The sequence below is a fragment of the Streptomyces sp. NPDC026538 genome, assembly GCF_055567535.1.
Genome location: NZ_JBVHQG010000015.1, coordinates 185297 through 197893, shown reverse-complemented (window position 1 = coordinate 197893; position 12597 = coordinate 185297). Strand labels below are relative to the sequence as shown.

Here is a 12597-nt window from a genome sequence, read left to right as displayed (position 1 = left end):
TTAGTGGCATCGGAACCCCACAAGGAGATCGCAGACCATGAGCATCGTTGTCACCGGAGCCACCGGACACCTCGGCCGTCACGTCGTGACGCAGCTGCTGGAGAAGGTTCCGGCCGAGCAGATCACCGCCGTCGTGCGCGACGAGGCCAAGGCCGCCGACTTCGCCGCCCGCGGCGTCAACATCGCCGTCGCCGACTACAACGCCCCCGAGACCTTCGACAGCCTCTTCGCCGCCGGCGACAAGGTGCTGCTGATCTCGGGCAACGAGTTCGACAAGGGCCGCCCGCAGCAGCACAAGGTCGTCATCGACGCGGCCAAGGCCGCCGGCGTGGCCCTGCTCGCCTACACCAGCGCCCCGGGCAGCCTGAAGGCGTCGCTGGTGGACGACCACCGCGCCACCGAGGAGCTGCTGCTCGCCTCCGGCCTGCCCTACACCCTGCTGCGCAACGGCTGGTACCACGAGAACTACACCGAGAACCTCGCCCCGGTGCTGGAGCACAACGCCGTCGTCGCGGCCGCCGGTGACGGCCGGGTCTCCTCGGCCTCCCGCGCGGACTACGCGGCCGCGGCCGTCGCCGTACTCACCGGCGTGGGCCACGAGAACCGGACGTACGAGCTGGGCGGCGACGTCGCCTGGAGCTTCGACGAGTACGCGGCGGAGATCGCGCGGCAGACCGGCAAGGAGATCGCCTACAACTCCGTGCCCGGCGAGGCGCTCCAGTCCATCCTGACCGGCGCCGGGGTGCCCGAGATGTTCGCCGCGATCCTGGTCGACGTCGACGCGTCGATCGCCAAGGGCGAGCTGGTGGTCGACTCCGGCGACCTCTCCCGCCTGGCCGGCCGCCCGACCTCCCCGATCTCCGAGGCCGTCGCGGACGCGCTGAAGCAGTAGGCCCTGAGCCGGACAGGCCCTGGGAGGTCTGAGGCGTCCGAGGGCCTGAGCGGCTGCGCACCCGTCTGTCATGACCGTATGCCGATACGGCCATGACAGACGGGTGCGCTCGGCGCTACCTTCGTCCCGGTGTGCTGGAGCTGGGCGTGAGGGCGTAAGGAGGACCGGTGGCCGACATATCGAGGGGTGAGCGGCGGGCAGGGCTGGTGAACGGTTTCGCCGCCTATGGGATGTGGGGCCTGGTCCCGCTCTTCTGGCCGTTGCTCAAGCCCGCCGGGTCGCTGGAGATCCTGGCCCACCGGATGGCGTGGTCCCTGGTCTTCGTCGCCGTCGCGCTGGCCTTCGTACGACGCTGGGCGTGGGCCGGCGAGCTGCTGCGGCAGCCGCGCCGGCTGGCGCTGGTGGCGGTAGCCGCCGCCGTGATCACCGTCAACTGGGGCGTCTACATCTGGGCCGTGAACGCCGGGCACGTCGTCGAGGCCTCACTCGGCTACTTCATCAACCCCCTGGTGACCATCGCCATGGGTGTGCTGCTGCTGAAGGAGCGGCTGCGGCCCGCGCAGTGGACGGCGGTGGGCGTCGGTTTCGCCGCCGTGGTCGTACTGACCGTCGGCTACGGGCAGCCGCCGTGGATCTCACTCGTGCTGGCCTTCTCCTTCGCGACCTATGGACTCGTCAAGAAGAAGGTCAACCTCGGCGGCATCGAGTCACTCGCGGCGGAGACGGCGATCCAGTTCCTGCCCGCGCTCGGCTATCTGCTGTGGCTGGCCGGCCACGGCGAGTCAAGCTTCGTCAACGACGGTCCCGGGCATGCCGCACTGCTGGCCTCCACCGGCATCGTCACCGCGCTCCCGCTGGTCTGCTTCGGCGCCGCCGCGATCCGCGTCCCGCTCTCCACGCTCGGTCTGCTGCAGTACCTGGCGCCGGTCTTCCAGTTCCTGCTCGGCATCCTCTACTTCCATGAGGCGATGCCCGCCGAACGCTGGGCCGGCTTCGCCCTGGTCTGGGTCGCCCTCGCCCTGCTCACCTGGGACGCGCTGCGCACCGCCCACCGGTCCGCGCGTGCGCTCGCGGCGGCGGCCGTACCACGGCCGGTGGCGACGGCCGTGGAGAGTCCCAAAAGTCAGGTGTGAGGCCCACGGCCGTCGGCTATAAGTGGGCGCCATGACGCAGACGCCCGCACCCCTGCACTGGAAGCTCGTCGTCGACGCCCGCGACCCGCACGCACAGGCCGACTTCTGGGCCGCCGCGCTGCACTATGTGCCCGAGGACAACAGCGCGCTGGTCGAGCGCCTGCTGCAGCTGGGAGCACTGCCCGGCGCCGCGACCGTCGAGTACCACGGCCGTGCCGCCTTCCGTGACCTGATCGCCGTACGGCATCCGGACGATCCGTTCGACCAGGAGCGCGGGACCGGGCTGGGACGGCGGTTGCTGTTCCAGCGGGTACCGGAAGGGAAGTCCGGCAAGAACCGGCTCCACATCGATCTGCACGCCGAGACGGGCAGGCGGTCGGAGGAGGTGGCGCGGCTCGAAGGGCTGGGCGCGACGGTGGTGCGCCATGTGTCCGAGCCGGCCGGGGAGTGGACGGTGCTGGCCGACCCGGAGGGCAACGAGTTCTGCGTGCAGTGACCGGCCGGTGCTGACGGCTGCCGGCCGGCCCGACCGACGCTCAGGCGTTCTCGGCCGCGCGGCGGGCTCGTTCGGTGAGGCGGGCCATCCGGGCGCGCGCGGAATCCAGTTCCTCCGGGTCGCCGGCGGCCGGGCCGTCCTCGGTGGTGAGCTGCGCCCACAGGTCGATCAGGTCGCGGCCGAGGCGCAGCCCGTGCTCCGGGTCGCGCACCGCGCGCCAGGCGGTGGCCGCGCTGCGCACGTTCCCGTACGCCCCCTCGCCGTCCCGGGCCTGCCGGTGCTGCCGTGCCAGGTCGAGGGAGAGGTGGAAGGCGCGCAGCGGGTCGCCCGCGAGGTAGGCGATGTACGCGGTCAGCTCGCGCAGGTGCAGTACCTCGGTGTGACCGTCGCCCAGGGTCGCGGAGGCCTCGGCGACGGTGCGCTCCGCGAGTTCGGCCGCCGCTTCGATACGGCCCGCCCGGACGGCCTCGTTGATCCGCGACACCGGCTCGGTGAGCAGCGCGGCCCCCTCCGCCGTCACGGTCACCGGCTCGTCCCCGAGCACCTCCTCGGCGACGGCGTCGAATCCGCGGGCCGGGGTGTGCCTGGGATCAGGGTCGAAGACGCGGGCGGCCTCGGGCTCCACGAGGGGGCCTATGAGGGGCTCGACAAGCGGTTCGACGCGACGGTCGGTCCGGGGCGCCGGCTGAGGCCCGGTGACAGCCTGGGCGGGTACGAAGGCGGGGGCGGGAGGGGTCGCGACAGCGGGGGCCGGGGTTCCGTCCATGACCGGTGGCGGGCCGAACACCCCGGTCGGCGCCTGGACGGTGCCCGGCACGGGCGGTGCCGTTACCGGAGGTGCCGCGACCGGCGGTGCCGGGACCGCCGGCAGCGGGTGCGCGGGAGCCGTTTGCGTGGCCGCCGTGGTCGTGACCGCCGCCTCCGCGCCCCGCACGCCCGCCGCCTCCGCGACCGCCCCGTCCGTGGTCGGCGGCTCCGCGGCCGGCGACTCCGAGGCCGGCGGTTCGTCGACGGCGTGCAGGAAAGGCGTGGGCCTGTCGCGGCGGGGCTGCTGCGCCGGCTCCGGAGGGACGGGCGCGTTCGTCGTACCGGGCACGGCCATCCGTACCGGATCGCCGGTGAAGCTGCTGGAGCCGTCCAGGTTCACCTGGAGGCGGACGACGTAGCCGATGCGGCTGTCGTGGACCGTGGCGAGGACGGCTCGGCCGGTGGTGTGGGCGAGGCGCTGGAGATGGTTGAGGACCGCCTGCTGGGGCTCTTCACCGGGCGCCGGGAACAGCGGTACGCCGTCCACGGTCGCGGCGCCGCCCGTCACGCGGACCTCGACCGGTTCCGCCGACCGGTCGGTCTGCTGAGCTTCCCGCTTCGTCTCGCGGCTGAGTCGGGACATCGGCCCTCATTCCCCCGGCGTCACCGTCCGGTCGTACCCGTGCGTACGGTCAAGTCTGGCCGCTCCCCTCGGCCCACGCGTCACCGCGACGTCACAGCCTCGCATCAGGAAGGGGGCCATCCGGTGTCCGGCCCGGCGGCGGCACCCCTGGCCAAAGTGAATGCATACGCATAAGATGCAGACACCTTTATCCACTGCACGCCGCTCACCTGGGGGATCTCGTGACTCGCCGCTTCCTGTTCGTGCTGGGCAGTTCCCGTCCCGACGGCAACACCGAACTCCTGGCCCGCCGAGCCGCCGAACAGCTGCCCGAGGACGTCGAGCAGCGGTGGATCAGCCTGGCCGACCATCCCCTGCCGGACTTCGTGGATCTGCGACGCGACGCCGACCACGTGCGGGCGCCCTCACACACCAACGCCGGGCTGCTGCTCGACGCCACGCTCGCCGCGACCGACATCGTGATCGCCTCGCCGGTGTACTGGTACTCGGTGTCCGGTCTCACCAAGCGCTACCTGGACTACTGGTCGGGCTGGCTGCGCACCCCCGGTCTCGACTTCAAGGCGACCCTGGCGGGGCGCACTCTGTGGGGGGTGGCCGCGCTGGCGGACGACGAGCCGTCCGTCGCGGACCCGTACGCCGGTCTGCTCCACAACTCGGCCGCCTACCTGGGCATGCGCTTCGGCGGGGTGTTGCTCGGCAACGGCAGCGCGCGAGGGGATGTCCTCAAGGACACCGAGGCGCTGGCGCGGGCCAAGGAGTTCTTCGCCGGGGAGGCGCCCCTGGCCCGCTTCGCGGTGGACGAGACGTCCGCCGCCGCTACGCCGTGATGTCCTTCGTCGTGAACCGCGCCCAGGCCGCCGACCCGAACACCGCCACGTACAGGGCCTGCAGCTCCAGGTTTCTGACCAGGTCGTCCCAGTAGACGGGGTCGCGCACCAGGTCGGCGAAGGACAGCCAGTAGTGGGAGAAGAAGTACGGCTGGAGCGCGTGCAGCTGGGGGATCTGGTCGAGGATCTGGACGGTGATCAGCAGGCCGACGGTGGTCGCCATCGCAGCGATGCCACTGCTGGTCAGCGTGGAGACGAACAGGCCCAGCGCCGCTATGCCGGTCAGGGAGGCCGCCACCACCAGGGCGATCAGCAGGGCCCGGCCGAGGCCCTCGGTGAACGAGATCTGGGTGCCGGAGATGGTGGTCACGTCGCCGAGCGGGAAGAGGATCGCCCCGACGGCGAGGGCGGAGGCGGCCACCACCAAGGTGGCCAGCAGGCAGAAGGCCATCGTCGTCGCGTACTTGGTGAGCAGCAGGCGGGTGCGGCCGGCCGGGGCGACCAGCAGATAGCGCAGGGTGCCCGCGCTGGCCTCGCCGGCGACCGCGTCCCCGGCCACCACCCCGACGGCCATCGGCAGGAAGAACGGGAGGGTCGCGGCCAGGGCCGTGAACACCAGGAACAGTCCGTTGTTGGTGATCTGCGCGATGAACGCCGGGCCTCCGCCCTCGCCTCCGCCACCGCCTCCGCCGACCTGGCCGTCCCCTGACGTCTCGATCTTGACGGCGACCCCGATCAGGACCGGCACCGCCGCCAGTACTCCGAGCAGCGCGAGGGTGCGCCAGCGCCGCAGGGTGACGGTCAGCTCGCTGCGGAGCAGGCCGAGGGTCCACAGCGGGTTCGGCCGTACGGCCGGCCCGTCCACGACCGCCGCGTCAGCCCGCGACATCGAATCCCTCCCCGGTCAGCGCCACGAACGCGTCCTCCAGCGAGGCCCGTTCGAGTGTGAAGCCGCGTACCCGCACGCCCGCCGCGACGAGCGCCGCGTTGACCTCGGCGAGGTCGCGCTCGGGCGGCTCACCGGTGACCCGGTCCTCGGTGATGGCGACGTCCGCGACGCCCTGTTCCTTGAGGACCCGGGCCGCCTCGCCGGTGTCCGGGGTGGTCACCACGAGCCGGCCGCGCGCCCCGGCCGCCAGGTCGGCCACCGCGCCCTGGGTGATCAGCCGGCCCTGCGCCATCACGGCCGCGTGGGTGCAGACCTGCTCGATCTCGTCGAGGAGGTGGGAGGAGAGGAAGACGGTCGTGCCGTCCCCGGCCAGCTCCCGCACCAGCGAACGGATCTCCCGCATGCCCTGCGGGTCGAGGCCGTTGGTCGGCTCGTCCAGAACCAGCAGCTTGCGGGGCTGCAGAAGTGCGGCGGCCAGCCCCAGGCGCTGCTTCATGCCGAGCGAGTAGGCCTTCGCCTTCTTCGCGGCGGCCGCCGTCAGGCCCACCCGGTCCAGCGCGGCCTCGACGCGGGTACGCCGGGTGCGCGGGTCGGCGGTCGGGTCGGCGGCGTCGTACCGCAGCAGGTTGTCGCGGCCGGAGAGGAAGCCGTACAGCGCCGGGCCCTCGATGAGGGCCCCGACCTGGGGCAGTACGACACGGGAGGCGCGCGGCATCGCACGGCCCAGGACGCGGGCCGTGCCCGACGTGGGCGTGATCAGGCCCATCAGCATGCGGATGGTGGTGGTCTTGCCGGAGCCGTTCGGACCGAGGAAGCCGAAGACACTGCCCGCCGGGACGGTCAGGTCGAGACCGTCCACGGCGAGCTGTCCGCCGCGGTAGCGCTTGGTGAGCCCGCGGGTGTCGATGACACCCGCGCGTGCCGGGTCGTCCTGGCCCGGGTCGCCGTGGCCCTGGTCCTCCGACTCCTGCTCCGTGGCGGACGGTTGGTCCATCGGCTCCCTCGATTCGTCGTGCGGCAGGGATACGGGGCACCCGTCCCGCCCTTGTTAGCCCGCGTTCGCCGCCTTCACCAGCGCCGCCTTGTCCACCGCGCCGACGTACACCTTGCCGTTGTCCGTGATCAGGGCGTTGATCAGCCGGGTGGAGAAGACCGTGCCCTTGCCGAACTTGCCGGAGACCGGGTCGCCGAGCGAGCCGAGGAAGCCGCCCAGGTCGCCGCCGCCGGAAGCGGAGCCGCTGGGCAGCCCGCCCTTGTCGCCGGTGTCGATGACGGCTATGGAGTTCCAGCCCTTGCCGAGGACGTCGAAGCCGTTCTTGCCGAGCTCCTCGGGGGTGCTCTGGCCGGGCGCCTTGGTGATCTTGTGGCCCTTGTCGCCCTTCTCTGCCTTGTTCGTCTTGTCGAGGCTGTCGCCCTCGGTGACCTTGGCACCCTTGGGCGGGGTGAAGTCGAAGGTCGAGGCGGCCGGCTTGGCGAAGCTGACCTGGGTGTAGCCGGCGTCGACCACGGCCGCGCCGCCGCTCGACGGGGTCAGCGTGAACTTCAGCGGGGTACCGGTCTTGGCGTCCACCGCGATACTGATCGCGCCGACCGTCGTACCGGACTGCTTGGGCTTGATGACCAGCCGGTAGGCGTCGCGGCCGGCGACCTGGGCGGTGCCGTCGACCTTCACCGACGTGGTGTCGTCGACCGACTTGAGGACCTCGTCGGCGAAGTCCTTGGGCGTGGCCGGGGTTTCGTGCTGTTCGGCCTTGCCGGAGTCGGCGGCGGTGGAGTGGTAGACCTCGTTGGACTTGCTGTCGTAGCCCCACACGTCGGTGCCGTTGTGGATGAGGCTGTACTCGGCGCCGCTCTCCAGCAGCGACACCTTCTGCTTCTCGGGGCCGTCGGCGGCCACGCGCAGCGTGTGGGTGCCGGAGGCCAGCTCGGTGAGCTTGGTCGACGGGTCGGCGGACGAGCCGTCGCCGCCCTGCGCCGCGCCGGACATCAGGCCGCTCTCCAGACCGCCGAGGTCGGGCAGGCCGAGGTCGGTGCTGATCTTCACGGTGCCGGACAGCTGCTGCACGTCCGACTTGGCGATCTTGTCGATGAGTTCCTGAGCGGTGATCTTCGGCAGGTCGGGGTCGCCGGAGTCGGCGAGTGCCGGGACCAGGCCGATCGTGGCCGCGGCCACTCCCATGACCGCGACCGGGACGACGTATCGTGCGGCCTTGCGCCGCCGCTCGGCGCGCAGCTCGTCGTCGGCCTGCGCGGCCCCCGTGCTGTCCTCGGTTTCGTACGGTGCCATGTGTGCCTTACCTCCGTCGTCGGCGGCGGCTGTGCTCGCACGTGTCCCACCCTGAGCCGCCATTCTCACCCGAATCGGTGAGTGGTGGTGATTTCCGTGGTTTCCATCTCACCAAATCCGGGCCTCTCAAGCGTCAGACCCGGGAGCCAACTCCGTGTACGCCTGCGGTATGACACAAGGGTGGAGGCGCCTCCCCCGACCCGTAGGGGTCGTGCGGCGAAGGCGCCTCCTGTCACTGTCTGTCACGCTCCGTTCGCTCAGTGCTGCTGCACGAACACGTAGTCCGCCCGGTAGGGGACGCCGACGACGGCACCCGGGGTGCAGGAGCCGGCCGGGGCGACGCCGCCGACGGTGTTCAGGCGCAGGATCTCCCCGGTGTGCGCGAGCAGGCCGTGCTTCTTGCCCGACTGCGTGGCCTTGAGGTCCAGCTCGGGGATGTTGCCGGCGCCGTTCGGCGTCTTGGTCAGGACCGCTCCGGTGACTGCACTGCCGTCGGGCGCGACCCACTGCGGGGTGCCGGAGCCGGGGGCGACGAAGGAGTGCCGGATGCCGCCTCCGAGCTTGGCGCTGACGTCCCGCTGGGCGAAGGCGTAGCCGCCGCCGTCAGCGGCCTTGCACTCGTAGATCTGCTGGCCGGTGACGACGGAGGCCTGGAGGCCGCCGCCCCTGAGGTCGGTGACGGTGGTGACGGTGTGCAGCTGGCCGCGAATCGCCCCGCCCGGGAACTGGGCGGTGTGCAGATTGGCGTAGAAGCCGCCGGGGTCGGTGGTGAGCTGCTTGAGCAGGGACTTGTCGGTGACCTTGACGCTGCCGGTGACGCTGTGGCCCCTGGCCTTCTTCAGCAGCTTCCCGAAGTCGATCTTCACCCCGCCGTTGGTGCCCTTGGCGCCCTGGTGGATGTGCAGGTCGGTCGGCCTGCCAGTGCCGCGCCAGGTCACGGCGACGGTCACCCTGTCCCCCTTGACCTGGATGAACTCCAGCGCCGCGCCGTCCTTGTCCCCGACGGCGGGCCCACCGGCGACGGGCACCTCGTTGGCACCGCGCAGGGCGGCGACGAGAACGACAGAGCCGGTGGAGCTGTGACTGATGGAGCTGAGGCCGGTGGAGCCGTGGCTGGTGGCCGCGGACGCCGGGACGGCGGCACCCCCGAGAGCGGTCACGGTGACGGCGGCGGCGACGAGGGTCTTGCGGCGCTTCGCGTTGTTGACCATGATTCCGTTTTCTCCCCCTATGCAAGCCGACGCCCCCTGCGTCAGCTTCTGGGGAGAGGTACGGAACGCATCCTAGATTGGACTCAGTCCAGCAATGTGATGTACGACACAGGGGTGAGCCCGTGGGCTCACCCCCTTGAGGAACCGGGCCGACGGAGCGACCGGGGGGGCTATCCCGCCCGGTGCACCACCGCGTCGCACAGCTCCAGGAGCGCCACCTTCGCGTCACATTCCGCCAGCGGGGCCAGGGCGGCCCGGGCCTCCTCCGCGTACCGGACCGTGTCCCGGCGCGCCTGTTCCAGCGCCGGGTGCGCCCGCAGGGCCCTCAGGGCCTCCGCGTGCCGCGCGTCGTCCGTGAGGTCGGAGTCCAGCAGCTCGCACAGCGCGATGTCCTCGGCCAGGCCCAGCCGCGCCGCCCGCTCCCGCAGCCGCAGCACCGGAAGCGTGGGCACGCCCTCGCGGAGGTCGGTCCCCGGGGTCTTGCCGGACTCGTGGGAGTCGGAGGCGATGTCCAGCACGTCGTCGGCGAGCTGGAAGGCGACACCGAGGCGTTCGCCGTACTGGGTGAGGACGTCCACGACCGTCTCGTCGGCGCCGGACATCATCGCGCCGAAGCGGCAGGAGACCGCCACCAGCGAGCCGGTCTTGCCGCCGAGCACGTCGAGGTAGTGGTCGACCGGGTCACGCCCGTCCGACGGCCCCGCCGTCTCCAGGATCTGGCCCGTCACCAACCGCTCGAACGCGAGGGCCTGGACCCGCACCGCCTCGGGTCCGAGATCGGCGAGGATCTGCGAGGCACGGGCGAAGAGGAAGTCACCGGTGAGGACGGCGACCGAGTTGCCCCAGCGGGTATTGGCGCTGTCGACACCGCGGCGCACGGCCGCCTCGTCCATGACGTCGTCGTGGTACAGCGTGGCGAGGTGGGTCAGCTCGACGACCACCGCCGACGGCACGACGCCCGGCGCGTACGGGTCACCGAACTGCGCAGCCAGCATCACCAGCAGCGGCCGGAACCGCTTCCCGCCGGCCCGCACGAGGTGCTGCGCGGCTTCCGTGATGAACGGGACCTCACTTTTGGTGGCTTCTAGCAAGCCCTCCTCGACAGCCGTCAATCCGGCCTGGACATCGGCTTCGAGAGCCTGGTCCCGCACGCTCAGCCCGAACGGCCCGACGGTCACGAGGGGTCTCCTGTCTGCTGGTGTCCACTGGCGATTACACGGTTTGTCGATAGGTCGCTGCCATCACTCAAGTCAGCGTATCCGGTCAGGTTTCGATCACCGAGGGCGCCCACCGTTACACCCCGGGCGCTATGGGATCACGACCGGTATGTTTTTGATCAGCCGATACGACCTGACATCCAATGACTTAACAGGAAGTACCGATGCTTGTCCCGAACCGGGGCGTAGGCCGTGTCCCGGACCGGAGCGCGAACCTCGCCCCGGACCAGCGACGCCACCGGGTCCGGCACGGGCCCGCCCGACAGATCCCCGACCACGGACGACCACCCCTTCTCCGGCCGACGTCACCTGCCCGGAGGTACCCCCTCCACTGTCCGCCAAAGCCGACGGGAGCAATCCGTCCAGATCCGCACCCGTACGCCCGCCCCTTACGAGATCACGCACGAGAACCTCCGTATCCCCTTCGCGGCCCTCACGTCGCCCCACGCACGCGTGGCCGCCACGGAAGGACGTCCGCCCACGGACGTTCCCTCGAACACCTTCCCCACCGGCACCACCCGTTCTCCACTTGAGCCACGGACATCCCCCGACCGATGGTCCGGGCGCACCCGCGACCGCCGGCCTTCCGACGGCACACCCCCGGCGCGACGGAGGCGTCGGCGAGTCGGCGTCTCCCGCGGTCGATGCCCCCGGGACAGCTCCGTCTCCCTCCGGACGGCGACTCTCGTACCCCAGCCGCTCAAGGCGGACGCCGCGGCCCGCCAGCCAGGGACCGCCGCCATGACAACGACGCGCGGCACGGCGGAGGTTCCGCCCTCACGGAGGACACGCGCGCGTGGACGGCCGCCTGCCGCAGCCGGGTCGGCGAGCCCGTCGACGCCGCCCGCGACGTGACCGGAATCATGCACAGCCGTCGCGTTCGAACTCCTGGCGCGCTCCGAGGCATTGGGCCGACCGGCCGCCTTCAGAGCCACCCGGGCGGGACAGAGCCGCCGAGTGCCGGCCTTCCCGCAACACCCGATCAGCGGGACGCGCGCGCTCCGGGCCACACGCACCCGCGCGCGTACCCGGACCGTACGGAGTTCACGGGGGCGAGACCGGACGCGTACACGACCGGATGAACAGATGAACCGGGTGAACGGACCCACCGTCGCCCCGCCCCCGGCCAGACCCGTCCGTGCACCCACGCCGAGCCGGAATTCCGCCCAATAACGCAATTCGGACAATCCTCGGAATTGCCTGTGATGCACGCCACTTCATTCGCCCCAATCAGGGCAATCCGCACGAATGGCAGCGAGGGGCTTTTCCGTCGATGCCCGGAAAAACGGATTCCGTACATCCTTCTTGTCCGATTCGCCGTAATTGCCGTTTCGTGAAGTAGGTCACGTGGCCCTGGGTGCCACAGGGGCGGTAAGGCGACCCTTCCTCCCCTTCCCCCGTGGGCGAGTTGAGACTTGGCAGTCGCAAAGGATCAAGCACCCCATACGACGCAGATCAAGGTCAATCGGTGTGTTGTGTGAATCAGGCACTTGTTCCGGACATGTGCTCTCGCATACGTTCCGGCTCGCCGGGCGGACGCCGAATCCTGCCACCGCCCGTCGTGACCCATCAACGAGTCCATTCGCACGGCAGGAGCGGGGGAACCAGGTAAGTCGCCGGACCGGGCGACCGACGTCGCCGACCGACGTCGTACCGGAACGGCTAGGGGTGAAGTCGCCTCGCCTCAGGGCGGTGCGGCCGGGCACTCCCCGGGCCCGAACCCGACAGCTCACCCCGCAGGCGACGGAGAGGAACCACGAGATGTCTGCTGCCGTTCAGCACCGCCGTCCCCGCCGTAACCGCATCGTTCGCACGCTCGCCGTCCTCGGTACCGGCGCCGCCGTTCTCGCCCTGCCGCTCATCGGGGCGACCGCCGCCTCCGCCGCCACTTCCACCAGCTCGACGGCCTCCACGACGCTCGCGGGGTACCCGAACAACCTCGACGGCTGGATCCGCGAGTCGCTCGCGATCATGGCCGAGAAGCACATCCCGGGCAGCTACAACGGCATCTACCGCAACGTGATGCGTGAGTCCTCCGGCAACCCGCAGGCCATCAACCTCTGGGACTCCAACGCGGCCGCCGGCATCCCCTCCAAGGGCCTGCTCCAGGTGATCGACCCGACGTTCAAGACCTACCACGTGGACGGGACGTCGTTCGACATCTACGACCCGGTCGCGAACATCACCGCCGCCTGCAACTACGCCGCCGCGCGGTACGGCTCGATGGACAACGTGCACGGCGCGTACTGACCGGC

At 71.0% G+C, this 12597-nt stretch carries 11 protein-coding genes and 1 riboswitch; of the genes, 5 read left to right on the top strand and 6 right to left on the bottom strand.

Going from position 1 to position 12597, the window contains the following annotated elements:
• Positions 1-37 precede the first annotated feature (37 nt).
• The 3 genes from ACZ4N4_RS41775 to ACZ4N4_RS41765 all read left to right on the top strand — a co-directional run bounded on the left by ACZ4N4_RS41775 (position 38) and on the right by ACZ4N4_RS41765 (position 2521).
• A complete protein-coding gene (locus ACZ4N4_RS41775; protein WP_467599001.1) occupies positions 38-892 on the top strand; it encodes an SDR family oxidoreductase in 855 nt (284 codons plus the stop codon).
• Between the two features lie 167 nt (positions 893-1059).
• Complete coding sequence (gene rarD, locus ACZ4N4_RS41770) at positions 1060-2025, top strand: EamA family transporter RarD (protein WP_467598998.1); 966 nt, start codon at positions 1060-1062, stop codon at positions 2023-2025.
• 31 nt (positions 2026-2056) lie between these two features.
• Positions 2057-2521: a VOC family protein gene (locus ACZ4N4_RS41765; protein ID WP_450754076.1), complete on the top strand. Its 465-nt coding sequence runs from the start codon at positions 2057-2059 to the stop codon at positions 2519-2521.
• A gap of 40 nt (positions 2522-2561) precedes the next feature.
• On the opposite strand, the gene ACZ4N4_RS41760 is transcribed toward ACZ4N4_RS41765, so the two are convergent.
• Complete coding sequence (locus tag ACZ4N4_RS41760; protein ID WP_467598995.1) at positions 2562-3911, bottom strand: tetratricopeptide repeat protein; 1350 nt, start codon at positions 3909-3911, stop codon at positions 2562-2564.
• Between the two features lie 221 nt (positions 3912-4132).
• Here ACZ4N4_RS41760 and ACZ4N4_RS41755 point away from each other — a divergent pair, with 221 nt between their 5' ends.
• Positions 4133-4738 carry a flavodoxin family protein gene (locus ACZ4N4_RS41755; protein WP_453574627.1) on the top strand — a complete coding sequence of 202 codons (606 nt, stop codon included), beginning with the start codon at positions 4133-4135 and terminating at the stop codon, positions 4736-4738.
• Here the strand turns inward: ACZ4N4_RS41755 and ACZ4N4_RS41750 are convergent.
• The 5 genes from ACZ4N4_RS41750 to ACZ4N4_RS41730 form a co-directional block, all read right to left on the bottom strand.
• Complete coding sequence (locus ACZ4N4_RS41750) at positions 4728-5627, bottom strand: ABC transporter permease (protein WP_467598992.1); 900 nt, start codon at positions 5625-5627, stop codon at positions 4728-4730. The genes ACZ4N4_RS41755 and ACZ4N4_RS41750 overlap by 11 nt on opposite strands.
• Entirely contained in the window at positions 5614-6621 is a 1008-nt protein-coding gene (locus ACZ4N4_RS41745) for an ABC transporter ATP-binding protein (protein ID WP_467598989.1), read from the bottom strand. Before ACZ4N4_RS41745 ends, ACZ4N4_RS41750 begins: the two co-directional genes overlap by 14 nt.
• Before the next feature lie 54 nt (positions 6622-6675).
• Positions 6676-7914: a LolA family protein gene (locus ACZ4N4_RS41740; RefSeq protein WP_467598986.1), complete on the bottom strand. Its 1239-nt coding sequence runs from the start codon at positions 7912-7914 to the stop codon at positions 6676-6678.
• A gap of 257 nt (positions 7915-8171) precedes the next feature.
• Positions 8172-9125, bottom strand: coding sequence for a CHRD domain-containing protein (locus ACZ4N4_RS41735; protein WP_467598983.1), 954 nt, complete (start codon positions 9123-9125; stop codon positions 8172-8174).
• Between the two features lie 170 nt (positions 9126-9295).
• Positions 9296-10303, bottom strand: a complete 1008-nt coding sequence (locus tag ACZ4N4_RS41730) for a polyprenyl synthetase family protein (protein ID WP_467598980.1) — start codon at positions 10301-10303, stop codon at positions 9296-9298.
• A gap of 1599 nt (positions 10304-11902) precedes the next feature.
• A riboswitch (cyclic di-AMP (ydaO/yuaA leader) is annotated at positions 11903-12098 on the top strand.
• Positions 12099-12103: 5 nt separating this feature from the next.
• Between ACZ4N4_RS41730 and ACZ4N4_RS41725 the strand changes: the two genes are divergently transcribed.
• Positions 12104-12592 carry a transglycosylase SLT domain-containing protein gene (locus tag ACZ4N4_RS41725; RefSeq protein ID WP_467598977.1) on the top strand — a complete coding sequence of 163 codons (489 nt, stop codon included), beginning with the start codon at positions 12104-12106 and terminating at the stop codon, positions 12590-12592.
• Positions 12593-12597: the final 5 nt, after the last annotated feature.